The 23,485-nt window shown below is 54.4% G+C and carries 22 protein-coding genes; 6 read left to right on the top strand and 16 right to left on the bottom strand.

The window, feature by feature from the left end; genetic code table 11:
* Positions 1-95: 95 nt before the first annotated feature.
* The 5 genes from JSS75_01590 to JSS75_01570 all read right to left on the bottom strand — a co-directional run bounded on the left by JSS75_01590 (position 96) and on the right by JSS75_01570 (position 3,655).
* Complete coding sequence (locus JSS75_01590) at positions 96-1,124, bottom strand: PA0069 family radical SAM protein (protein ID MBS1902380.1); 1,029 nt, start codon at positions 1,122-1,124, stop codon at positions 96-98.
* Between the two features lie 131 nt (positions 1,125-1,255).
* Entirely contained in the window at positions 1,256-2,386 is a 1,131-nt protein-coding gene (locus JSS75_01585) for a T9SS type A sorting domain-containing protein (GenBank protein ID MBS1902379.1), read from the bottom strand.
* A gap of 221 nt (positions 2,387-2,607) precedes the next feature.
* Positions 2,608-2,997, bottom strand: a complete 390-nt coding sequence (locus tag JSS75_01580; GenBank protein MBS1902378.1) for a VOC family protein — start codon at positions 2,995-2,997, stop codon at positions 2,608-2,610.
* Between the two features lie 179 nt (positions 2,998-3,176).
* Entirely contained in the window at positions 3,177-3,470 is a 294-nt protein-coding gene (locus JSS75_01575) for a type II toxin-antitoxin system RelE/ParE family toxin (protein MBS1902377.1), read from the bottom strand.
* A complete protein-coding gene (locus JSS75_01570) occupies positions 3,467-3,655 on the bottom strand; it encodes an addiction module protein (GenBank protein MBS1902376.1) in 189 nt (62 codons plus the stop codon). The genes JSS75_01575 and JSS75_01570 overlap by 4 nt, the downstream gene beginning before the upstream one ends.
* A 172-nt stretch (positions 3,656-3,827) precedes the next feature.
* Between JSS75_01570 and JSS75_01565 the strand changes: the two genes are divergently transcribed.
* Complete coding sequence (locus JSS75_01565) at positions 3,828-4,382, top strand: dihydrofolate reductase family protein (GenBank protein MBS1902375.1); 555 nt, start codon at positions 3,828-3,830, stop codon at positions 4,380-4,382.
* Positions 4,383-4,392: 10 nt separating this feature from the next.
* Entirely contained in the window at positions 4,393-4,821 is a 429-nt protein-coding gene (locus tag JSS75_01560) for a VOC family protein (GenBank protein MBS1902374.1), read from the top strand.
* Between the two features lie 68 nt (positions 4,822-4,889).
* Here JSS75_01560 and lepB (JSS75_01555) read toward each other — a convergent pair whose 3' ends face one another.
* Positions 4,890-5,375 (bottom strand): signal peptidase I, encoded by a 486-nt coding sequence (gene lepB, locus JSS75_01555; GenBank protein ID MBS1902373.1) that lies wholly within the window; start codon positions 5,373-5,375, stop codon positions 4,890-4,892.
* 198 nt (positions 5,376-5,573) lie between these two features.
* Here lepB (JSS75_01555) and JSS75_01550 point away from each other — a divergent pair, with 198 nt between their 5' ends.
* Positions 5,574-6,239, top strand: coding sequence for a hypothetical protein (locus JSS75_01550; protein ID MBS1902372.1), 666 nt, complete (start codon positions 5,574-5,576; stop codon positions 6,237-6,239).
* A gap of 301 nt (positions 6,240-6,540) precedes the next feature.
* Here JSS75_01550 and lepB (JSS75_01545) read toward each other — a convergent pair whose 3' ends face one another.
* Positions 6,541-7,023 (bottom strand): signal peptidase I, encoded by a 483-nt coding sequence (gene lepB / locus JSS75_01545; protein MBS1902371.1) that lies wholly within the window; start codon positions 7,021-7,023, stop codon positions 6,541-6,543.
* 208 nt (positions 7,024-7,231) lie between these two features.
* On the opposite strand from lepB (JSS75_01545), the gene JSS75_01540 reads away from it, so the two are divergent.
* Together JSS75_01540 and JSS75_01535 are read left to right on the top strand one after the other, a co-directional pair.
* Positions 7,232-7,600, top strand: coding sequence for a hypothetical protein (locus JSS75_01540; protein ID MBS1902370.1), 369 nt, complete (start codon positions 7,232-7,234; stop codon positions 7,598-7,600).
* Between the two features lie 100 nt (positions 7,601-7,700).
* Positions 7,701-9,044, top strand: coding sequence for a DnaJ domain-containing protein (locus tag JSS75_01535; GenBank protein MBS1902369.1), 1,344 nt, complete (start codon positions 7,701-7,703; stop codon positions 9,042-9,044).
* Here the strand turns inward: JSS75_01535 and JSS75_01530 are convergent.
* From JSS75_01530 to JSS75_01495, 8 genes are all read right to left on the bottom strand, one after another.
* A complete protein-coding gene (locus JSS75_01530) occupies positions 9,041-10,066 on the bottom strand; it encodes a DUF2806 domain-containing protein (protein MBS1902368.1) in 1,026 nt (341 codons plus the stop codon). The two genes, JSS75_01535 and JSS75_01530, sit on opposite strands and share 4 nt — an antisense overlap.
* Before the next feature lie 22 nt (positions 10,067-10,088).
* Positions 10,089-10,757, bottom strand: coding sequence for a hypothetical protein (locus tag JSS75_01525; GenBank protein MBS1902367.1), 669 nt, complete (start codon positions 10,755-10,757; stop codon positions 10,089-10,091).
* A 251-nt stretch (positions 10,758-11,008) separates the two neighbouring features.
* Positions 11,009-11,203, bottom strand: a complete 195-nt coding sequence (locus tag JSS75_01520; protein MBS1902366.1) for a type II toxin-antitoxin system Phd/YefM family antitoxin — start codon at positions 11,201-11,203, stop codon at positions 11,009-11,011.
* A 1-nt stretch (position 11,204) separates the two neighbouring features.
* Positions 11,205-11,453 (bottom strand): type II toxin-antitoxin system RelE/ParE family toxin, encoded by a 249-nt coding sequence (locus JSS75_01515; GenBank protein MBS1902365.1) that lies wholly within the window; start codon positions 11,451-11,453, stop codon positions 11,205-11,207.
* A 71-nt stretch (positions 11,454-11,524) separates the two neighbouring features.
* A complete protein-coding gene (locus JSS75_01510; protein MBS1902364.1) occupies positions 11,525-15,073 on the bottom strand; it encodes a vitamin B12-dependent ribonucleotide reductase in 3,549 nt (1,182 codons plus the stop codon).
* 539 nt (positions 15,074-15,612) lie between these two features.
* Positions 15,613-18,060 (bottom strand): DUF2961 domain-containing protein, encoded by a 2,448-nt coding sequence (locus tag JSS75_01505; protein ID MBS1902363.1) that lies wholly within the window; start codon positions 18,058-18,060, stop codon positions 15,613-15,615.
* A 366-nt stretch (positions 18,061-18,426) separates the two neighbouring features.
* On the bottom strand, positions 18,427-19,230 hold the full coding sequence (locus JSS75_01500) for a hypothetical protein (GenBank protein ID MBS1902362.1): 804 nt from the start codon (positions 19,228-19,230) through the stop codon (positions 18,427-18,429).
* Positions 19,227-20,240: a hypothetical protein gene (locus JSS75_01495; GenBank protein ID MBS1902361.1), complete on the bottom strand. Its 1,014-nt coding sequence runs from the start codon at positions 20,238-20,240 to the stop codon at positions 19,227-19,229. The genes JSS75_01500 and JSS75_01495 overlap by 4 nt, the downstream gene beginning before the upstream one ends.
* Before the next feature lie 137 nt (positions 20,241-20,377).
* Between JSS75_01495 and JSS75_01490 the strand changes: the two genes are divergently transcribed.
* Complete coding sequence (locus JSS75_01490; GenBank protein ID MBS1902360.1) at positions 20,378-21,118, top strand: NTP transferase domain-containing protein; 741 nt, start codon at positions 20,378-20,380, stop codon at positions 21,116-21,118.
* A 9-nt stretch (positions 21,119-21,127) separates the two neighbouring features.
* Here the strand turns inward: JSS75_01490 and JSS75_01485 are convergent, their stop codons facing one another.
* Positions 21,128-22,807, bottom strand: coding sequence for a T9SS type A sorting domain-containing protein (locus tag JSS75_01485; GenBank protein ID MBS1902359.1), 1,680 nt, complete (start codon positions 22,805-22,807; stop codon positions 21,128-21,130).
* Positions 22,808-23,485: the final 678 nt, after the last annotated feature.

Genomic DNA, 23,485 nt, shown 5'->3' with positions numbered 1-23,485 from the left:
AACGCATCGTATCTATGGTAGCGTGCCGGACGGAGTACGAGCATACCAAAAGCCCCAATTCATCTCAGAATTTCTCACGAATGAAGCGAGCGATCTCAGAATAATTCGCCCGGTCGCTTGAAGAGGTTAGTCGCCAGCGGAGTCCGGGGCTTGTCAAGGCCGTATTTATTCGAGAGCGTGCCGATCAGTGTGTGCATGAAATCGGCATACGCCCCCGTCCCGCTCATGCGTGTTCCCCAGTTCGAATCGTTAAGCTTTCCGTTGCGGATCATCTCGACTCGGGTGATTACGCGGTCTGCTTTCTGCGGGACATTCTTATTCAGCCAGTCCACAAAGATTTGCTTCACCGAATACGGCAACCGAAGGATAGTATGCGCCACGAACGTTGCCCCCGCATCGGCCGATCGCTTCAGGATGTTCGGGACTTCGTTGTCGTTCAATCCCGGAATGATCGGGCCAACCATAACCCCAACCGGTATATTCGCCTTTGCCAGTGTCTCCATCGCCTTGAATTTCATCGTTGCTGTCGACGTCCGAGGTTCGAGCTGGCGACGCAACAGGGGATCGAGCGAGGTGATCGATAGCAGCGTGCTCACCAGATTCATCGACGCCAATTCTGTCAGCAGATCGAGATCGCGAAGGATGAGCGCATTCTTTGTCAGGATGCTCACGGGATGGCGATATTCGAGAAATACTTCCAGCACTTGCCGTGTCAGTTTATACTGCCGCTCGGCGGGCTGATAGCAATCGGTATTCCCGCTCATCATGATGCTTTGCGGAATCCACTTGGGATGATCGAACGCCTCACGCAAGAGTTGCGGAGCGTCGTGCTTGACCATGATCTTCGATTCGAAGTCGATGCCGGCGTTGAAGCCAAGATATTCATGGTACGGTCGGGCCCGGCAATATGCGCAGCCGTGCTCGCAGCCACGGTACACATTGATCGAATAATTCATCCCGACATCCGGGCTATCGTTCTTAAAGAGAATCGACCGTGCATGATCGACCAGAAATTGTGTCTGCACGACCGGCAACTCTTCGCCGATCGTTTCCCATCCGTCGTCAAATGCTTCGTACCCGACAGTCTCGAACCGGTTGGTAATCTCTAATGCTGTTCCTCGCATAGTCGTGATATCATGATGGTAGAATTGAGCGTGGTGCTTATAACTGTACCATCAAGATAATCACACGGCAAACTCGCTGCAAGGTGCCCGTCGAAATTTAATGTTACGAGCACCTATCTACTCATCTTCGATTAATGTGCGACGACCAATCGTTGCATTGCACTCGTTCCTTCTGCTTCCACTCGCACGAAATATGTACCATTTGAAAGTCGCTGCGGATCGACCGAAACGACATTCCGCCCCGCTGCTGCCGGACCATTATGCAGCATGATTACATTGCGACCAAGTGCATCCATCAACTCAACTCGCGCCGGACCGCCGTTCGCAAGTGTGAACGACACATGCGTTATCTCGTTCGACGCCGGGTTCTGCGAGATTGCAACGTTAAATGCTTGCGCCATCTGCGACTCCGTGACGCCACTTGCCGGGATCACGTTGACCGTGAACCTCGCGTACCGAATGATATTACGAATATCCGTCTTAATCAGAGCCGATACCAGACTCGGCGTGTAGTAGCGATACCACACCGTCGTATCGCTTTTGGAGATGCCGCCGGAGAACGAGCCGGTCTCGATGGTTACTTCTTTTACTCGAAGCGCACGCTGGGAGGTCGGTGTTCCAGACGGGTTGTATTGATTCGGCAGAATCATCGTCCCCCACTGATCGACACGCGAGACCGACGTAATGACGCGTGTCTCGCCAGGCTCGATCGTATCCCCCGTGATCGTTGATGTCGTGCTCCACGACGATTGGAATGACATCGGATATTGTGCTTCGACAAACGGCGGATTCCACATCATTACTTTTCGAACGTCGCCGTTATGGTCGTCCACGATCCCCAGTTTATATGCTAATCTGTTCGGATTCGACGACGAATCCGAATTCGCGAAACGAAGATACTGGTAGCGTGGCACGGTAGTGGCCGATGTCCCTCTTACGACTTCGTTCGCTTGTTTGAGATCTGTATCCGAAGACAGCGGCGCACCCGTGATATCCATAAACGAGTCCGTTTCAGGGGACGCCGGGTCACGGGTAAACTTCGCGACGGTAAAGTCCCACACGGCATTCGTGTCGCTGCTGCCGAGCACAGAAGTAAGTTTGAACGGCTCCTGAGAGGTGAACGTCGTCAGTACGCTCGGAACGTGATTGATATAGAAGATAAAATCGGGGAAATCGATCGTAATCGGCACGTCAGTGGACGGCTGAGCCGACGCTCCGGCAACAAGCGATACAAGCAGGAGCAGTGAAGCAAGATGTTTCATGGTAGTCTATTGAGCAACTTCGTGAGCGATGGACGAATGAATCCACTACTATGACACAGTTCTCCCACGATCTGTGACAACTCACTCAAGAAATTGTACGAAGTACACCATACAGTAGGACGGACTCTCAGTCCGTCCGCGAGCGTAGCGAGCACTCTCGGCGCATCCTGCTTCCCGAACGAGGACGGACGAAAAATCCGTCCTCCGGCTCTCAGCAATAACTACATCAACGGCTGCAGCATGCTTACGCGGTTGCCTTCGGTGTCTTGGAACGACACCCACTTCCCGACGCCCGGAATGTCATCGGGATCGCGGAGGATTTTGCCGCCCGCGGCTTTCACTTTCTCCATCATCTCGTCGAGATTCGTCACCGCGATCACAACCGACGGCGCATGCGACGTTACATCATCGGTCTTCTTGTAGAACCCGCCGTTGATCGTCCCTGGCGTCTTGACCATGCCCTTCTCGTCGGTCTCGGTCGTCGTCACGAGCACGTAGCTCCCCATCTCCTCGCCGAGCTGCTGTGTCTGCCAGCCGAACGCCATCTGATAGAACTTCTGCATCCGCGCCGTATCGTGGGCGCCCATTTCAAAATGTACAACCGGATTCATAGTAGTAGAATGTATATTGGATGAATGACCGAACCCCAAGCCCACTCAGTCTGTCCGCGATAGCGCGCCGAATGGTGCTCATCGATCGTCGGAACAATATACAGACACGGTACAGGCCGCCACCCGATTTCAGATCAGTAGGACGGACTCTCAGTCCGCCCGCGAGCGAAGCGAGCCGTTCATGCAGTTGGCATCGAGCCGGGATCTTGCTTTGTATGCCGAACGCCCAGGATTGTGATCTCCTCCGCATCGACGATGTAGAACACGGCATACGGAAACCGAGGTACCAGTGCTCGTCGAGTCTGCCCGATCCGTTGCGGGTAGAATTCGGGATATTCAACGACATGATCGAGTAGTCCCTCAAGAATTTGCAGGAAAACAACTCCGAGCCCTCTGCTCTCGGACTCATAGTATGCAAAGGCATTCGCAATATCCGTTCGTGCGACAGAGAGGAGCCGCAACCGCTTGCTCATCGCCGCTCAAGAATACTCGCTTTGACCTCTTCCCAACTCATTGTCTCGAGTTTCCCTGCGCGATACTGAGCAAGCCGATGTTCGATCTCCCTCCGGTCATCGTCGCTGATCGGGATGTCGTTTTCATTCTTCGCAAGCGAATCCCACAGCTCCCAGACCAACTGAAGCTTTTCTGACGGATTCATCTGTGCAACGTTTGAAGGTAGCATAATACTCTACTCCTTTCTTGGAACACCTGCCCAATGTCAAAAAGTGCACTACATCAGCAGGACGGACTCTCAGCCCGTCCGCGAGCGAAGCGAGCAGTGTCGGCACGTATATTTGATATCGATACCAACACCATTACACCGACCACCCATGCGAAAAATAATCTCTGCCTTCAATATTACGCTTGACGGCTATTGCCAGCATACCGCCGGGATGGTCGACGCCGAGATTCACGAATATTACAACGATCTGCTCCGCCAGGCCGATACCATGATCTGGGGACGGACCACCTACCAGCTCATGGAAGGTTTCTGGCCCGAGCAAGTAGTACACCCGAGCGGCGACAAGGCCCAGGATGACTTTGCCGTCCTCATCGACGGCATGAGAAAGATCGTCTATTCGCGGACGCTTGATGCGGTCCGCTGGAAGAACTCCGAACTCAGGAATGAACTATTGGCGGACGAAATCCTGGCACTCAAAGCGCAGGAGGGCAAGAACATCCTCGTCGGCAGCAGAAGCTTGATCACCGAGTTTACGAAGCTGGGCCTGATCGACGAGTACCGGCTGCTGATCCATCCGACATTTGTTGGCGGCGGCCTGAAATTTCTCGAAGGCCTCGACCAAAAGGTCGATCTGACGCTGACCGCGACCAAGACATTCGCGATCGGTTCGATCATGCTCCACTATACTCCTCGACAAAAGTAATATGGTACGAATGGACAACATCGGCATTGTCGTCGAAGACTTGCCACGGATGGTCGCCTTCTTTCAAGAGCTTGGCCTCGTGCTCGAAGGCGAGATGCGCGTCGAAGGGCCGTGGGTCGATCATTGCATCGGGCTCGAGGGCGCCGTCAGCGATATCGCAATGATGCGGACACCCGGCGGAGGCGCGAGCGTCGAACTCCAACGATACATTCGCCCCGAGGCCGTCATGTCCGAACCGCAGAACGCACCGTCGAACACGCTGGGCATACGGCGCATCATGTTCGAGGTCGACGACATCGACGCGATGGTCGGGCGCTTGCGCAAACACGGCGGCGAAGTCCTCGACCAGATCGTGCAGTACGAACACGTCTATCGCCTCTGCTACCTCCGAGGCCCCGAAGGCATCCTCATCGCCCTCGCACAAAAACTCACCCAGTAGGACGGATACTCTTGTCCGTCCGATCATCTTAAGTAGGACGGACTTTAGTCCGTCCCGCCATACCGCCTCTACTTCCCTTCTACCCGCCCCCTAATATCATCGCGCTTAACGGGGCCGATATAGCGACTGTCGTAGGCATCGTTCGTGTTGTCGCCGAGCACGAAGTAAGTGTTCGCCGGAATCGTGTACGGTAATTGCAGCTTCGCCGGCTCTCCCGGCACCATCGCGGCATAGCGAATGCCCGCGATCTTCTGCGGATATGTCATCTTCGCCCCGTTGATGAAAATGAAGCTGTCCTTAATATCGATGGTCTCGCCGGGCAGACCGACAACACGGTGACACCACACTTTTCCTTTCGTCTGGTCATTCATGAAGGCGACCACATCCCATCGAACAGGCGCGTCGCTTACATACGCAGTGTAGTTGATGGTAACGGCTTCGCCAGCCTTGATCGTCGGCTCCATCGACCCACTCTGAATCTTCGCCTCACGGCAGGACCCAAGCGCCACAGCAAATACAACCCCGATCGCGATCGTCAGTAGATATCTCTTCATATTTGTCCTAATGTGTTCATTCGCTCAGCAACATCCGAAAAGTGACATACGCTCCGCCTCACCCAGTAGGACGGACTTTAGTCCGTCCGCGAGCATCTGCACTCATGTACCCGAGGGCAACAAACCGTGCCCGATGCAACAACGGAGCGTGTCGACCGTTTGAATACTGCATTCACGTATTCATCTATCTCAACCATCATGCGTCATACATATCTTCTGGTTCTTGTTGTTCTCGTTATTACACAAGGGTGCTCGAGCAGCTCGACTCAACCCGAGACCGCACCGACACCAACAACGATCCGAACGCTCTTCCCGCTCGCCGTTGGCAATAGTTGGACATACCAGGTAACGAACTACGATGCGAACACGGGCGCGGTCAGTCAGCGATCGACGTACACCACATCGATCGATAGCGCCGTCACGATCAACGGACAGACCGCATACAAGTACGGCAGTGGTTCTGCGTATCAATCGTTCTCCGGGAATGACCTCCAGTACTCATACACGCCAAGCGGCCGCACAGGAATGATCACGCTCGTTCGGTACCGCTACCCTATGCTCGTCGGTACCCCTCAAAAGGTGCTCGACACAACGTACTCCGACCAATCTCGTCAGGTCACCACGCTCGAGATCGTCGATAGCGCAAAGAAGGTGACCGTTCCCGCAGGGACCTTCACGTGCGTTCAATTCCGCACGGTGATACTTTCGACCTTCTCCGCTGCCCCTCTTGATACCGCCCAAGTCACAGATGACTACCTCGCACCCGGGGTTGGGTTGGTCCGGACGGCACACTATCGATCAAACAGGATCAGCGAGGATAACCTGCTCGATCTCGTCGAGCTCAAGTCGTACACCGTCAAGTAAGTGAGTAGGATTCCGGTTTGAGCGTGAAGCCGAATTGAAACGCGATCAGACGCGGACGGACTCCTTCAGTCCGTCCGCAAGCAAAGCGAGCGACTCAGTAGGACGGACTTTAGTCCGTCCCGCAAGCAAAGCAAGCGACTCAGTAGGACGGACTCTCAGTCCGTCCAGACTCAGTAGGACGGACTTTAGTCCGTCCCGCGAGCAAAGCGAGCGACTCGGGAGCCCCTGCCAATTCGTCACCAACACTCACATCTGGTTTGTTAGGTGCCGATCCGGCATTTGAGCCCCAGATAACGGCGGCCTACTTCCCTTCGATCCTCCCTCGGATATCGGAACGCTTGATCGCGCCGAGGTAGCGGCTATCGATCGCGTCGGACGTATTGTCACCCAGGACAAAATAACAGTCCTTAGGAATAAGATACGGCAAATGGATCTTTGTCGGCGTCCCGGCCGGCAGAGCGGAGTACCTCACCTTCCCGATCTTTGCAGGATACTCAAGTTTCACACTATCGATAATGACGAAGCCGTCCCGCAGATCGATTGTCTCCCCGGGCATACCGACGATCCGGTGACACCAACTATTGCCATGCGTGTCCTCGTCCTCATATGCCGCGACATCCCAGCGCTGCGGATCGCTGTTCAAGTACGCGGTATGGTTGATCGTGACCACATCGCCTTGGTGGATCGTCGGCTCCATCGAACCGCTCTCGAACTTCGCGCCGCGACACGCGCCAAGCGACAACACCAATGCTACAATTCCGAAAGATCTGAAGACTACAGTCATGAAATCGATCATTGTTACTACAAATACCAAGACACGCCAACAACCGTCGGTGCCTTGCCTTTGATAGTACTACACTCGCCGCTTCAGGTTTCAACCCAGAGCGGTTGTCGGGCAGGAGAGGTGCTTTGGATTTGTGGCACGGTTCTTGTCCCCGTTTAGATAGTGTATCCCTCACAAGCCACGAAAGGAAGCGACGATGAAAACGTATATGATGACTCTCGCACTGCTCGCTCTGGTAACGTTCGAAGCACACGCCCAGCGTACAAAGGCGCAGGCGATCTATGATGAAATGGTGACCAATTTGAAGATCGACACGGTGAACATTCACGACACCCAGCGGCTCATTCAGGCCGCGCTGCTCGAGCCGGACCTCTGCTTCCACGGCAACCCGCACCCAACCCCGATGGATGCGTTCGACCCCGAAACAAGCAAAATGCGCACCCCGATCGCCAAGCTCCGCAAAGCCCTAGCCCGCTACGAAGCCGAGTACGAAAAGGACAAAAAACACTACGGCAAGCTGCTGCGCGATGCGTTGCTCAAGGAAAAAGCAGAGGCAGGGAAAACGGCCAAAGAATAATTCGAAAGCTCAGCAGATTCACAGGCCAGTCGTCGGCCAGCGACGAAACCAATAACTGTTGGTATTGTTCAATTGTGGACTTATGCAATCGGCATGATCGATGACTCCCTCAGAAGTCAAGAAGTATTTTGATGTGCTGGAAATACCATTTGGCTCTTCGCTTGCCGATGCTCAAAAGGCATACCGAGAGCTTATCAATGTCTGGCACCCTGATCGATTCCAAGGAAATGAAAACCTAAGGAGGAAGGCCGAAGAAAGAACGAAGCGGATAAACGAGGCGTACGGATTTGTGAAATCCTTCATCGAGGAGTACGCGAATCAGCAATCGCACCAACGCCAGTCAAACCGTGATGCACACGGCCGTCAGACGACGGACCCGCCACGAAACGCTGGTCAGACCAGGACCGAGCCACCGCCACCACAACCACCGCCGAAAAGAGATGCCAGCAAACAGGCAAAGGCAGCTCGAAACAGAAAGCTGCTTCTGTGGTTCTTGGGAATACTGGTGTTCGGGTCAATCTTGAAAAGAATGGGATACGACACGACGTCGCATCCGAATACCGACACCGCATCCCATGGTCGGCTCCCCACAGGCGATGATTCAATCAACAGCTCAAAAACGAGACAGTCATCCACCCAGCCTAATCTGCCTGCGCCGATACTTTCAAATACTTTTATGGCTCTTGACGGGACATCTGATATCTTCGAGCTAACCAATGTGACCGGAAAGATTACATTTAAGCCGAGGGAAGATAACGGACTACTTCAGATGCGGAGCAAGTCAAATGGGAAACTTCTAAGCAAGACCTTGATTCCTTACTACCTCGACGTACACAGTGTCTATCGAGTGTTTCTTGATGGTGGAGAGTACCTGATCTGGGATGGGTGCTACCCACATAGATGCCCTGACGAGAGAGGCCTCGTAATTTACAGTGCACCTCTAAACAAGTTCTTCCGCGTCCATTACATCGCTGCCGAGGATTCACACAACGCGACTTTGGATGGCAATGCACTCCCGACGGGCAAAGCGTATGTCAACTTCCCGCTAGGCACCCTGCCACACGAGGTGGAACGGCAGATTCTCGAACACTTCAAACTTGATGACGCTACAGTGGTTTCTGGGCGACTCTGCAGCGAGTATTTCTGCGATGGTGGTTCAGATGGCCCGGTCTTCAAGAATCCCGTTGATACAGCTTCAGTAGGTGCCGAGTTGGCTGCATTCGGGTTGTGGTACGCTGTACCGTACTCCCGCGCTCGTCGCATTCTCATGCAAGACGGTTGGAAGCCGGTTTATGAACTTCGAGACAACCGTCCCTATCAAGAGTATCCAGAAGTTGTTTGTGGAAACGCGAGTTGCAGTGTGGTCTACATGAAGGGTGATAAACGAATTTCGCTTAGTCTGGATTTATCGGATCTAGGTGTGGATGGAGTCGATACACTCTAAAGTCTGCCCCAATCTTCTTTCGGCTTCCTATCTGACAAATCATCTTCATCCCACTCGGGCGGTCTAAAAGCTCCCCCCACGATATTGCCTCCACCTGTGTATTCCATAATGGTGAACCCCTGCTGTCGATAAAACTCGCGCAGCAATCGGGCGTATTTCCGGCTCCTTGGTCCCTGGGTGAGCGTAGACAGTTCAATACCCGCCTTGGTTAGTTTTAGGCACGGCATAGGTGTGGGTATTTTGTCGGCGCTGAGGTTGAATGCGAAGGTGCTATTGTACCATATTTCGAGTCTCCCTTTTTCTGTATCTTTCTTGTTCATAGTAAAGAACAGGGAGTGCTGGAGCAATCCTGCCTCCTCGAGGAGAAGGATATCGTCAAAGCTCATATCGCAGAACTCTGGGAATATTCCCTCTTGGTAGTATACGAATCGGCCATTAAAGACGAACTTGCAAAGCGTTGCGAAGAGCGTTGCTTCCTTTTGGGAAATATTCTTTAAGAGATCAAGCGTGCGCAAACTGTAACTACCCGGTTGGCAAACCTCACCTGCTAGAATTCTACCCCAAATCAGTTGCATGTCATCGTCAGAAACATCCTCTGCGATGTTAAAGAAGCGAACTGTCCAATCTGGGTCAACAGGATCCTCGGATAACGGAACCTGAGAGTCACCCGCCGTCAACTCAAAGGCTGCATCTGCGATTATGCTCTCTCGGTTTTGTTGTTTTCTTTCAGCATTTAGTCGCAGGGCTACATCTGAGCGCTGGTCAAATGAGAGCGCTCTCTGCGAGGCGGTTGCCATCATCTGAATATTGCCATCCCGCAATTCTAGGGAGACCCCGTCGAGGTTTGGGGATGACTGCACAAGCGAGTCTAACTGCTTGGCTAGGCTCAATGCGGTTTCGCCTTGTTTCTTGATCTGCCGCGAGCCGGTTTTCAGGCCGAAGCCTGAAACTATCGTCTCAAGTAGTTTTCGAAATGAACGATCTGCCGGTCCAGCAATCTGTGCTAAATCCTTCTCGTCCATAATAAGTTGTACTTAACTTTGCTTATGTGGCGTCTGATTTCTCGATTCCGGCTGCTTTTCGAAGTACCGGGTCCCATTCATTCCAATACGCAGCATCCTGATGCTCGTCTGTCAGCAACTCATATCTCTTTTGCCAGTCTATCACATTCTCCCTTTGACCTCCCTTGCACCAAGTATACTGATCTAACATATGCGCGACATCAAGTCCATGCTGCATCAATTTAAACCCCTTCGAATAGAGTATGTCAGATTGAGAGAAAGCTGCCGCACTGGCGGCGAGATTGTTTGCAAACACCGCCTGAACGGAGTTACAAAGCAAGTCAACGAGGGCGAATGACATGCAGGTCGACATGGCGTTCACTAGCACCACCTTCTCTGCTGGAAGCTGTCGTATGAACGATGCAATTTTAGTCCATGCGACGCGATCAACGTCAGAACAAGCCTCTGTCCCAGACAGACTACCGTGAGAAATTATTTCAATAATAACTGGGTGTTCTATGCCTAAAGCCGCAAGTTTCTCAAGTTGGATTGCAATCCCATCGTGCGTACCATCAAGTACAATAACGTTTGAGAATTGTTGTCTTAGCTTCTTGATGCGAGCTTCCGCTGGTTGCAACAGCACGCGATCCTCCAGCTGCCTCAAGGCGAAAATAACAATGACATCATCAACATTCTGTCCAAGGACTACCACCTCTAACCCCTCCTCCAATACGTGACAGCTCCAACTTACGAATGCGTGTCTACAGCTAACCTGACTATCCAAGCTTCCTCGTGGCTTCCCGAGTCAGGAGACCCTCACTCATCGATTCTGGCGAATATCAGCCCGACTGTCAACAAGGGCTTCACCCTCCCTAGCTACACCCGCTGGTTGTGCCGAAGTATTCGCAGAGAGTGCAGGCGCTGGAGGCGGCCAGAGCACGACTGGCTGTCTCCACGACGGCCTTATGGGATATTGAGCGTCCGTTTTACTTCCTCAAGCGTCAGGCCGGGGATGTGTTGCTCCTCGGAAATCGCTGTCTCAAGATCGAGGACGTCTTCTGCATCTTCGAGAAGTTCTTGCATCTTCCGAAATTCTTCGGCGGGCAGAACGACGAAATTCTGGCCGTTCTTCTCGAAGTACTCAGTGTGATATAACATGTTAGTTGTACGACTCCTTCCGATCCTTAACCCTGTACACAACGATCTTGTTTCCTTCGATATTGAACAGCGCCCTGTAGTTTCCGGAACGAACGCGATACTGAGGTTCGTGCGATTTTAGCTTCTTAATATCGCCGTCCAGTCCGTTCGTGAGCTGTTCGATCCGCGCGAGCATGCGTATCCTATCTTCCACCGGAAGGCGGGTAAGGTCCTTGAGCGCTCGTGGTTTTATCTCAAGATCGTATTTCATGGCGACGGGATAACGCGTGAGCACTCTCACGCATTATCTCAAAACCTAATGTAAACTCTTTATCCGTTTCCTCACGAACACCCGCTGGTCGTGCCGCAGTCTTCGCAGAGGGTGCAGGCGCCGTTGCGCTTGACTCTCATCGATCCGCAGGCGGGGCATTGCTCGCCGGTGTAGCCTTTGGTTTTGGCTTCGCGGTACTGTTGTTTGCGGGTTTCGGCGGCGGTGGCGGCGCTGGTCGCGGCGGCCATGGCCGGTTCGGGTTCGGACTTCTGCTGGTTCTTGAGCCGCTCGACGACCTCATCCTCGCTCGGCGCTTCGGTGCGCTGCGTGCTGACGGCCGATACCGGCGCAGTCGCAGGCCCCGCCGCAACGCTTGCGTGGTGATGGTGGTCGTGCTTGTGCTCGTCGACCGCTTTGACGTGGACGAAATCGGTACGATTGAGGTATTCGTAGCCGAGCGCACGGAAAACGTAATCGAGGATCGATGTTGCGTTCTTGATCGCTTCGTGTCCCTGGACCGATCCGGCGGGCTCGAAACGGGTGAACGTAAAGGTATCCACTAACTCTTCGAGCGGCACGCCGTACTGGAGCGCCTTCGAAGCCAAGACGGCGAAGCAGTTCAAGAGTCCCTTGAAGCTTGCGCCCTCTTTGTACATATCGATAAAGATCTCACCGAGCGCACCGTCGTCGTATTCGCCGGTACGCAGGTACACTTTGTGTCCGCCGACGACGGCTTCGCGGAGCCATCCGCGGCGGCGCTGCGGCAGCTTCAGGCGGCGCGGCTGCCATGTGCCGGTCTCTTCGGCCTGCACGTTGATGAGCTGGTGCAGCTCGGCAGCGCCAACGGTCTCTTTGATCTCGTCCTCGGGATCGCTGAAGAGGACCTGCTCAGCGAGGTCGCCTTCTTCGTTGATCGAGTTGAGCGGCTGCGACAGCTTGGAGCCGTCGCGATAGAGCGCGTTCGCCTTGATCATGAGCTTCCACGAGTCGGTGTACGCATTCGAGATATCCTCGACGGTCGCCTCGTTCGGCATATTGATCGTCTTCGAGATCGCACCCGAGATGAACGGCTGTGCGGCCGCCATCATGCGGATGTGCGCATTGTAGGGGATGAAGCGCTTGCCGTACTTGCCGCACTTGTTGGCGCAATCGAAGATCGGCAGGTGTTCGTCGGCGAGGAACGGCGCGCCTTCGATGGTCATCGTGCCGCAGACGTAATCGTTGGCCTTCGAGATCTCTTCCTTCGAATAGCCGAGCGATGCGAGCATATCGAAGTTCGGATCGTCCATCTGCTCGAGCGTGAAGCCGAGCTTCTTGCAGTAGTCTTCGCCGAGCGTCCACTTGTTGAACGCAAAACGGAGATCGAAGACGTTGTCGCACTGCTTCTCGATCTCGTCGATCTTCTCGTCGGAGAAGCCTTTGAGCTTGAGCGTCGAGCGATTGACCGCCGGGCAGCCGACGAGCGTGCCGTGGCCTTTGCAGAACTTCTCGATCTCTTCGATCTGCTTGTCGGTATAGCCCAAGCGCACGAGCGCCTTGCGGACCGACTGATTGACGATCTTGAAATATCCGCCGCCGGCGAGCTTCTTGAACTTCACGATGGCGAAGTCGGGCTCGATGCCGGTGGTGTCGCAATCCATCACGAGGCCGATCGTGCCGGTCGGCGCGATGACGGTGACCTGTGCGTTGCGGAAGCCGTGTGCTTCGCCGAGCTCGTAGGCGCGGTCCCAGCACTCGCGTGCGGCAGTAAGGAGATCTTCCGGCGCTTCTTCGGCGCTGATGCCCATCGGCTTGATGGTCAGGCCCTCGTAGCGGTCGGCGGCTGCATCGTAGGCAGCAAGTTTGTGGTTGCGGATGACGCGGAGCATCGACTCCTTGTTGGCCTCATAGCGCGGGAATGCGCCGAGGTCGCGCGCCATTTCGGCCGACGCTGCATAGCTCTCGCCGCAGAGGATGGCGGTCAGTGCGCCGCTAATGGCAAGCGCCTTCGGCGAATCGTACGGAATGCCGAGCACCATGAGGATGGTACCGAGGTTCGCGTAACCGAGGCCGAGCGTGCGGTAATCGAACGAACGCTGCGCGATCTCGCGCGACGGGAATTGCGCCATGAGCACCGAGATCTCGAGCGTGATCGTCCAGATGCGCGCCGCATGCTTGTAGCCTTCGATGTCGAACTCGCCGGTCTCCTCGTTGAGGAAGTGCGCGAGGTTGATCGACGCGAGGTTACAGGCCGTGTCGTCGAGGAACATGTACTCGGAGCATGGGTTGCTGGCGTTGATGCGGCCGTCTGCGGGGCAGGTATGCCACTCGTTAATGGTCGTATCGAACTGCATGCCCGGATCGGCGCTCGACCATGCGGCGAGCGTGATCTCGTTCCACAGGTGCGATGCCTTGACGGTCTTGGCGACCTTACCACTGGTGCGGTAGCGGAGCTGCCACTCCTCGTCGTTCGCAACCGCATTCATGAAGTCGTTGGTGACGCGGACCGAGTTGTTCGAGTTCTGTCCCGAGACGGTCTGGTATGCTTCGCCTTCGTAGTGCGTATCGAAGGTCTTGAAGTCGATGTGGTCGTAGCCCATCTCGACCAAGCGCAGGCAGCGGACGATGTAGTTCATCGCAACGCCGCGGGCAAGCGCCTTCTTGATGGCGATATCGAGATCGTGGTTGAGGTGGCGATCGGTGCCACCCTCGACGGCGATCTTCATGATCATGTTCAGGAAGAGATCGCAGATCTTCGAGCCGGCCACGAGCGCGGCGACCTTCTGCTCTTCGGATGCCTTCCAGGTGATGAAGTTCTCGATATCCGGGTGGTCAACGTCGAGAATGACCATCTTCGCTGCGCGACGCGTCGTGCCGCCCGACTTCACCGCCGCTGCTGCGGTGTCGAATATCTTGAGGAAGCTCATGAGTCCGCTCGACTGTCCGCCGCCGGAAAGCTTTTCACCTGCCGAACGCAATGCAGAGAAGTTCGAGCCCGTGCCCGAGCCGTACTTGAAGATGCGCGCCTCGCGCGTCATCAGGTCGAAGATGCCGCCTTCGTTGACGAGATCGTCGGTCACCGACTGGATGAAGCAGGCGTGCGGCTGCGGATGGGTGTAGGCGTCGCTCGAACGCGTGAGCTGGCCGGTCTTCGGATCGACGTACCAGTGGCCCTGTGCCGGACCGGTGATGCCGTATGCCCAGGCAAGGCCAGTGTTGAACCACTGCGGCGAGTTCGGAGCACCCATCTGACGCATGATCATATAGACCATTTCGTCATAATACGCCTGCGCATCATCCTTGGAGGAGAAATAGCCGTGCTTCTCGCCCCAATAGCGCCAGCAACCCGCCAAACGGTGAGCTACCTGCTTGATGGACTTCTCGGCGCCCATGACCTGCTTGCCGTCCTCACCGATGAGGAGGTTGCCTTCGGCATCGCGCTGGGGGACGCCGGCCTTGCGGAAATACTTCTGGGCGAGGATATCGGTAGCCACCTGCGACCACTGGCGCGGTACTTCGATGTCGTGCATCTCGAAGATCGGCTTGCCATCGGGGTTGCGCAACACGCTCGAGCGCATCGTGTATTCGAACTGATCGAAGACACTGGTTCCTTTTTTCGTAAAGCGACGGGCTACCTTCATACGTTTCGTATGCTCCTTACAATTCTAAACAAAAAACGTGAGTAAGTTATCTCGTTCTTCGGCGTCGACAGCCGGAGGGGGCAACGCTCAGGATGCGCCGAACAGTCAATGGTCCGGCACCCGCATAAGGCAGGTGTTGCTGAAGAAGTGATCCGATATTCGTCGAGGCTATCATGACTATCCCTAAGCTGTGCGTTTCGGTTGTTCGGCGAGTCGGTACTTAAACGTCCTGAATTCTGCAGCGCACTCGCGAGATTGTTTCCGAGTGCAAAACCTTATACGAGCACAGAACTACGCTCCCAAAAAATGGAGCGAAGTTGTAAATACAAATTTCGGCAAATTGATTTTAAAAAGCAAGGCAAACATGCTCGTATTTATCAACAATCTTCTTCACATACAATCGCGGTTATCAACCATGAGATCGAACTCGATTGCTAACCCCTTATTCTCTATAAGGATGCTTGTGGATGACGACCATCGAATGTAGCGACAACCTATGAAGCACATGTGTCTATGTGCATCGGATTGCGACGAGTTTACTACCGATCCAGTACCATTGGAAGAGTCGTGTTCGACGAGCTCAACCCGTCGATGCCGTGAACGATGACAAAGTACTTTCCATTGGCTAGTCCGCGGCAATCCAGCTCGATCGAACCCACGGATTGTGACGTTTGCAGCCCCGAACTCGAACGAACTCGTCTGCCGAGAATATCAAATACGTCTGCAGTAATGGTGGCCCCATCGGTGGGCGAAGAAGAGCCGAGCGAATATCGAAGGATTGCCCGGTCGGAACGGACGGGATTTTCGGATAGCCGCGCAAACGGACCAGGCAGGGTCTCGACATCTGTCGACGAGTCGCCGGGCTGCTTCAAACTGTGATACGCAGTAGTTGGCGTGAGAATCATATTGTCGGCATCCATGAGAAAATCAACCGCAGAACTATCGTGTCCGGTACAACGGAACATCAGATCGTGCGAACCGGCGGTGAGGTAATGAATACCCAGTTCGAGAGGCGCCGAACGCATTGGCATCGACCAGTCGGTGTCCAGATATCCATGCAACGACCCCACAAACATACTGTCGAGATAGAGGTCATAATTGCCGTATCGAAGTCCAATGATATGGTACATGGATACAGCGAACGTATCGCTGACAGGCACGTTAAACCCGAATTTGATCTTCCGTGATGGCCCGTCCGGATAGAAGAGATACCCCGTCGTATTGCTCCAATCGGCATACGGGTACCATCCGAGGTAGACTGGAGATGACTGGTAGGTCCATTCGCTATAAATCACCGGGAGGTCCTCGAATTCATACGAAAGTGTCCGGGTCAGTTGAAACGATCGGGTGAGCGCTTCTGAACCGCGATCGCCACGAACCCGAATTCGATACACAGACTCCGGCAGCCACGGAAGCCGGATGGTCGCATGCAGATCGTTGAGCGAAGAAACTGTCGGGATCGAGAGATAATTGACCTCTGCGGTATCGACGTAGATCCGAACGCGTTCGCCCGGAATAAAACCTTGTCCGTCGAGTATCAACGAGTCCCCTGCACGAAATACAGGCGGATTGGTGTCATTGAGGAACCGTACCGTCGGATCGGACAGTACGAAGATCGGCTCGGGGCGTACTTCCCCGTTGACACTCAGCCGATGTATACCACTCGGCACCGAGGCCGGAATGGTAAGGTCGGCGGTAAACGAGCCATCGATTCCTGCTGTCATCGATCGTAGATGCGTGGTATCGATCGATATGTCGATCGCTTGCCCCGGACGGTACCCCTTCCCCTGGATGTTCCATTGTTCTGCTCGGTCGAGGCTATCATGGCTTGGCCAAAACGGAGTCCATCGTTTGTACAAGAAACCGACGGTTCGGTACCATGTCTGAAAGTCGTTATTGACACCGTGTTGGTGTTCGTAGTCCAACGACTTTTCGAAATCGAGTGCGTCGAGGTAGTGAAAGCGGTAGATACTGGAGTATTCGTGCGTACAACCTGCAAATGGCAATGAGAACGTGTGATCACGGAAATACCAGCCCCCATTGCAATAGTCTTCCGTACCGGTATACCATACAGTGTTCTGTTCGGATGAATCGACGAAGAAGTACGGATTCCCCTCCAGGTAGGAGGCGATCGGATAGTCAGGCAATGCGAAGAACACGCCGATGAAACGACCCCGGCCGAGCGCATGAGCGACCGGATGGTACCGCTTCCAATGCGCAGGCTTGGATTCGCTGAACTGCGCATAGAGATACCCTTCGTCATGGCGATTCACCGCTTCAGGAGAGTAGAGTAACTGCCCTCCGCCGAGATGGACTGTCTTCGAACCGAAATTCTCGAGTCGGATTACCGCTTGCTCCGCAAATGGCATCGGAAGGTAGCAGGTGAAATGACCCCCGAGATCCGCTCGAATTTGAAACGCATTCACGGTGCGAAATCCAGCGCCGCAACCAAAGAAGTCTGGTACCGGCACATCGACGCTTGGCGTCGGATTCCCATCCCAATAGATACGTAAACGAAGGTCAGATAGGGCCGCAAACTCGGCAGTATCCACGTCAACATGCAGCTCCTGCAGCAGCCCTGGCCCTCGGAGTGAATCAATGAGTACCGACTCCCCCGCCGCGACCAGCATCTGCGGCAGAACATGCCGAACCGAGGCAGTCGTGTCCCATGGTGAACCTGAGCGATGATACGCCTCTTCGGCGGCATGTTGTTGTTGTTCTGTAATCGGGAATCTCGTCAAGGCACTCTCGATCTCAGACGAATCGGGCATTGGTCGGTACTCCACTCCCCAGAACAAACAGCAGTTATTTGGAGCGGTGAACTCCGTCACTCGAAAATTCTTCTTGTAGCAGAGTTGAATGTCGCACACAAATGCTCCGGAGGCTTCCGAGTCCAGCGGTGGACGGAAGACTCCGTGGACGTTGCGAAAGAGTCCGCGCAGATCCGAAGCAACAATAAGCGAATCGTCGATCCAAATCTTGACCAAACAAATGGAATCGGCAGGCAACTCGTAATACTGTAGCCAGATGTGAGTAAGGATTCCTGCCCCGGTCGCAGCACCTATAATCTGATAATCATCCACACTATCCTGAACCCCAGACCGATATACTCCGCTATTAACTCGAACCGGTAAACTATCCGGGCCTGTAAGGCGGCAGATACCGCGAGGATCGGATACCTTTCGATATGGGTCAAATACCTGGGCGTGCACGATATCGGAGCCTATGAGAACCAAGCTCAGCAATATCGAATACAGCAGCAGCGGGCGGTTCGGGACAAAGAAATTCACGATACCTAAACACACTGAAATGCAATTGGTTGCGCAGGGACAGTACTCGGCATTCGTTCATCGTCACGAACCCCGATGCCGGTCAACAATCGATGCCCAATCGACGAGCGGCGTCATCACGCCGTCGTGCATGTGGGTCGAGACGCCGGGGATCGGGCTCAGGCAGAGGGCTTTGTCACCGAAGCGCAGACCGCCATACAGCGCGCGACTGAGGTAGCCGTCGTCTGCACCGTTGCAGGAGTAGAATAGAATGTCTTTGTACCGCTTCACCGACGAGGCTTTGATCAGGAACGTGAACGTCGTGTTCGTGATCTGCCGCCAGTGGCAATGCTTTCCGAGGAAAATTAGCGACGGACGCAAATAGCGCGGCAGGTAGCGGTCGGGATAATCCGGCGTATGGATGACAATCGGAATGGTGTCGAGCCGTGTCTTCCAGAATTTCAGTTGTCGAAGGATCGTCTTCTTCGTGATGTACTCGTCCTTGTTCACGATGAGGTCGTTCATCCAGACAAATGCCTCTGGAGTGTGGACATAATCATCCTCTACGAAGTACACCCAGTCGTCATCCGGTACCGATAGCGCAAGCTCGACCTGTTTGCGAAGCGAGTTGTCGTTGCCATATTCGCCGTGGACCATCTCGATCTCGTGGCCCTGCTCGCGGAAGCTCTCGAAAAACGTCGTCATTTCCGGCGAGAGGCGGTCGGCAATGATGACGATACGGTGATCGACGGGCCGAAGCGCTTCGATGAGCGAGCGGAAACAGACCTTGATGAGCGTGCGCTTATCGAGGTCGAACGGCCGCGGTGCATTGTGCAGCGAGTGCACGATGTCACAAGTCCGAAAGAGAATATGATAGCGTTGGCTCACGGAGGTGTTAGTGCGTCGATCATCTGCCGTGCTTTTACCTCGGGACGGAGGTGCTCGAATGCTTCCAGTGGCACGTCTGCGCATTCGCGGTAAAACGCGTCGTCATCAAACAACCTGCGAATGAGCGATTGTGCATGCTCGGTAGCGAACTCATGCTCAACAGTGAGCGCCGGGAAAAACTCCTCTGCTTGGCCGGTCGAACGCGTCGTGACGATCGGGATACGGAGCGCCGCTGCATCGAGAATGTATCTCCCCCACGTATATCGCGGGTCAAGATTCAGCCATACATACGAGCCCGCGGTCTGCTCGAAGAAATCGGATAGCGGGACTTCCCGTCGCACCGTAAGATTCGGATCGTTGTAGAGCGATCCCGCCCGTTTGGTATAGAGGTCACGATCGAGCGAGCGATGCGTCCGGACGTTCTTTGCCAGATTGCGCCACGTACGCGATATCTTGCGCTCGTAGCCGAACATCGGATAGCCGAGCGAGCGTGCTGCGTGAAACTCCGACCATCTGCCGAGCAGCATCGGTGCGAGAAAGATCTCGCGGCGGCGCTGCTCGAACGGCACACTGCGTTTGCGCATCTCCTCTGCCGGATACGGGAAGCCGATGAACCGGACCGGCGTCTTCGTCATCGATTGCAGAAAATCGACGGTATAGCGGTTGATGCAGTTGATGAGATCGGAGGCATCGAAGAGCTCGCGGACATGCGGCCTCGGACGTGCAAAATCATGCGCATCGCCTTCGATCAACGTCACCCATTTGCATGTCGAGGGTCGGGATTCCGCAAGAGAGCGAAGCTTCTCGAGATGGATGTAGTCCGCATTTGCGATGACGATGTCATATCCCTCGATCGCCGTTGCGGTGGCAAGATCGGTATTGAGGAAATCGCCGTCCAGGGCAAAGACCCACGATTCGCACGAGTTCTCGGTCGCGGCCTGCTCGCGGCGCTCCGAGGCGCTCCAGCGTCCGCGATTCCAGTGTAACAACACGACTCGTGGGTATGACATCGGTCAGTCGATCGACGAAAGAAGTGAGTACAACGCAAACGAGGGTGTAAAACTCCACGCTTCTTGCCAAAAATAATGCAGGCGGCAAAATCTTTCTCCCTACGCCCTCTGTTCTACAGCCTCTGTTACGTACGCCTATGACGAATAATTCGAATTGTGTCGGTATCATCCTAGCCGGCGGGACGGGCTCCCGGCTGTACCCGTGCACGAAGGTCACGAACAAGCATTTGCTGCCGATCGGCGAAATGCCGATGATCTTCTACCCGCTGAAAAAGCTCGTCGGCGCGGGCATCACCGATATCCTCATCGTCACCGGCACCGAGCACATGGGCGATTTCATCTCGCTGCTCGGCTCCGGCAAGGACTTCGGCTGCAGGCTCACCTACCGCGTGCAGGACGAAGCAGGCGGCATCGCGCAAGCGCTCCTGCTTGCCGAACGCTTCGCGAACAACCAGCCGATGTGCGTCATCCTCGGCGATAACATCTTCGAGGACAGCATCTCCTCGACGATCTCGGCATTTATGGCCGACCCGAACCATGCGCACATCATTCTCAAAGAAGTGCCCGACGCCGAACGCTTTGGCGTGGCCGTCGTCGATGGCGAACACATCACCAAGATCATCGAAAAACCCACGAACCCGCCGTCGCATTTTGCGGTCACGGGTATTTACTGCTATCCGCCCGACGTGTTTGAGATTATCAAAAAGCTCCGCCCGTCGTCGCGCAACGAGCTCGAGATCACCGACGTGAATAATGCATACGTCAAAGCCGGTCGCCTGAAGTATTCATCCTTCGTGGGCTACTGGAGCGACGCCGGCACCTTCCCTTCGCTCGCAAAAGCCAACGAGCTGGTCGTTCGCACCGAACCTAAGTTCTAAGCAGCGTGCTTAATGCACGACCACCAGGTTCTCGGTGAACCAGCCGACGTCGTAGTTGATACGAGCGATGTATAAACCAGTTGGGACCATGTGGGTATCAATCTCTGCTGAATGACCATCGATCTGCCGATATGTGTATCGCGGTTTTCGTCCAAACATGTCGTACAATTCCACACCGTACAACTTGCGCTCCACAGGCATGAGGAAGGAGGCGTTGTCCGATGCAGGGTTGGGGTAGATCTGACAGAAGTCGAACGTCTGCATGGCACGCGAGCGTTCGGTAGCGACCGAGGAGAGCACTCGCGGCTCATATCGCATCATGACGAGGCCACCCCGGAGGATCCCGTTGTTCTCGATTGCAGCGCACCATCCATGATCCGGATCGGTGAATGTAAGGATGCGCCCATCGAGTAATGCATAATCGGAGACGGTAAGAGCATAGCGGTCAGTATCCCAAGTTACGCCATTATTGGTCGAATGCAACATCAGCGAAGCTCGATATTCGTCGCGAATCGAATCCTCCTCCACGGCTGTCATCCACACGTTACCGTTGCCAACAGCCTCGAATGCACGCCGGCGAGTACCGAATGTGCGGTTCTCGCTCCAGCTCGCACCGTAGTCCGATGAGTAGAGGAAGGAGATACCCTGGAGCGAGCCACTTGTGTTACCACAGAGGCAATATGTACCGGGTCGGTGGTTCATTCGGGCGAACTGATATTCCTGCTCTCCTTCGCAGTACTCACCGGTCATGAAATAGACTTCTTTTGTCGTTCGAGCAATCTGAAACTTCCCCGGGAAATCGTGGCCACCCAACCCATCCCCTACAAACGTAGGCTGATAATCCTTTGGCAGATGGTTGACGAAATGCCAACTGCGACCCGCATCTGAGCTCATAACGATGTTAAGTCCGCTTGCGAATAGCGTATCGGCCCTACTTTCCCCCGGTTGGAGGGCAATAATCCAATGAGTACTGTCAATGCATGCCCCCGTAACATGGACGCGAGCTCGTCCTGTGATGTCGTATGGATAGACCGACCTCAGGAAAATCGAGTCAGTCGGTGCCGAAGGCAACGTTACGCCTCCATCGTTCGAATAGTACAACGCATGGTGAGATACGTTTGGATCATACATCAATAGCCGCTTCGAATCAAGCGCATCCACAAGAACACAACCCGACGTGTTGTATCCATTCAGTCGCGGTTGCCACGTTGAGCCGTAGTCCTCGCTGCCAATGATCGAAGTCCCAACACCCCACCCACTATTCATTGGGACGCATACGACGCCTCCGTCTATGGGGGTAAACAGCAGCGGCCAGAATGTCATGTTATTTCCAATACCGGAATAGCTAGTCCGCGCAACAAAGACATCAGGGTATAGCGAACCGAAACTCATTTGTTCCCAACTGCGCCCCCCGTCCGTCGTTCTATACCACCGTTGGTTGAGGTTAAATGCCACACCGAGAATCGTGTCGAGAAATGGCGTCATCCGCTGCACACCGACATACCCATGCAAACTATCGGAAAACGAAAGTTGTAGGACAGACTTGACACTATCCACAGGCAAGGAAATGTAACGCCAGTCACCACGCTTTACTTGTGCCTGTGCATGTGCACAGATGCATAGTAAGAAGTAAGCGAACAGAACGCTACTGGAATGGATGGCAATAACATTGATTCGATTCCGTTTCATAGGACACACGAGTGGGTGCTGTATTACTAACGACCAGAGGCGGCGCCAAGTGCCGCCGCCTCCATCATTTTCGCATACTAGGGGCAGTTGCTTGTTGCCTCCCAGCCGTTCTCCGAGTCCTTCGTCGGGCAATCCGTGTAGAGTTGGTAACTGGCAACGTTACTCGCCGTAAAATTACCTGACCCACTCGAATTACCATCGTTGTAAAACACTTCAAAGTCGAAGTGATCAGCGCCACAGATGGTCAGTGTCAAATGTTCCAAACAGTCTAACATGTACGCAGGATCCGGTGTCACTCCATCGCTGAGGAGTGGGCAGTGAATCTCAATATCCCGATATGGGACACCGTTAGATTGGTACTGCCAGTCTGCTGGCAACAGCAGGCATTGACCCGAGGAAAGCGTCACCCTACCACCGCCAGTCACCTCCCACATCAGCCACGGCGTTGTGAACCCGGTCCCACCCCACTGCATGATAGGGTCGCATATTGAAAGCTGGGGGCTGTTGGCATCCTTATAGGCTCTTATTTTCACACTCACGATTTTCACGCCCGGGCATGCAAGCAGGTTCCGGATATGTATCCACTTACAATTCTGAGCGTCCGTGCTACATGCTGGTACGCATGTTTGTGCGCTCCAAACATTGGAAGTCACGCAAATAAACACACCAGGGTGACAA

Source organism: Bacteroidota bacterium (genome assembly GCA_018266755.1).
Taxonomy (GTDB): Bacteria; Bacteroidota; Ignavibacteria; order Palsa-1295; family Palsa-1295; genus JAFDZW01.
The sequence above is the reverse complement of the archived record's forward strand: the minus strand, read 5'-3'. Positions and strand labels throughout refer to the sequence as shown.

Coding starts and splice junctions, on each gene's coding strand:
- JSS75_01515 (MBS1902365.1), bottom strand. CDS start 11,453: ATGAAATACGATCTTGAGATAAAACCACGAGCGCTCAAGGACCTTACC.
- JSS75_01550 (MBS1902372.1), top strand. CDS start 5,574: ATGCGTCATACATATCTTCTGGTTCTTGTTGTTCTCGTTATTACACAA.
- JSS75_01485 (MBS1902359.1), bottom strand. CDS start 22,807: ATGAAACGGAATCGAATCAATGTTATTGCCATCCATTCCAGTAGCGTT.
- JSS75_01580 (MBS1902378.1), bottom strand. CDS start 2,997: ATGAATCCGGTTGTACATTTTGAAATGGGCGCCCACGATACGGCGCGG.
- JSS75_01570 (MBS1902376.1), bottom strand. CDS start 3,655: ATGAATCCGTCAGAAAAGCTTCAGTTGGTCTGGGAGCTGTGGGATTCG.
- JSS75_01585 (MBS1902379.1), bottom strand. CDS start 2,386: ATGAAACATCTTGCTTCACTGCTCCTGCTTGTATCGCTTGTTGCCGGA.
- JSS75_01560 (MBS1902374.1), top strand. CDS start 4,393: ATGGACAACATCGGCATTGTCGTCGAAGACTTGCCACGGATGGTCGCC.
- JSS75_01540 (MBS1902370.1), top strand. CDS start 7,232: ATGATGACTCTCGCACTGCTCGCTCTGGTAACGTTCGAAGCACACGCC.
- JSS75_01490 (MBS1902360.1), top strand. CDS start 20,378: ATGACGAATAATTCGAATTGTGTCGGTATCATCCTAGCCGGCGGGACG.
- lepB (MBS1902373.1), bottom strand. CDS start 5,375: ATGAAGAGATATCTACTGACGATCGCGATCGGGGTTGTATTTGCTGTG.
- JSS75_01590 (MBS1902380.1), bottom strand. CDS start 1,124: ATGCGAGGAACAGCATTAGAGATTACCAACCGGTTCGAGACTGTCGGG.
- JSS75_01530 (MBS1902368.1), bottom strand. CDS start 10,066: ATGGACGAGAAGGATTTAGCACAGATTGCTGGACCGGCAGATCGTTCA.
- JSS75_01495 (MBS1902361.1), bottom strand. CDS start 20,240: ATGTCATACCCACGAGTCGTGTTGTTACACTGGAATCGCGGACGCTGG.
- JSS75_01520 (MBS1902366.1), bottom strand. CDS start 11,203: ATGTTATATCACACTGAGTACTTCGAGAAGAACGGCCAGAATTTCGTC.
- JSS75_01575 (MBS1902377.1), bottom strand. CDS start 3,470: ATGAGCAAGCGGTTGCGGCTCCTCTCTGTCGCACGAACGGATATTGCG.
- JSS75_01535 (MBS1902369.1), top strand. CDS start 7,701: ATGACTCCCTCAGAAGTCAAGAAGTATTTTGATGTGCTGGAAATACCA.
- JSS75_01510 (MBS1902364.1), bottom strand. CDS start 15,073: ATGAAGGTAGCCCGTCGCTTTACGAAAAAAGGAACCAGTGTCTTCGAT.
- JSS75_01565 (MBS1902375.1), top strand. CDS start 3,828: ATGCGAAAAATAATCTCTGCCTTCAATATTACGCTTGACGGCTATTGC.
- lepB (MBS1902371.1), bottom strand. CDS start 7,023: ATGACTGTAGTCTTCAGATCTTTCGGAATTGTAGCATTGGTGTTGTCG.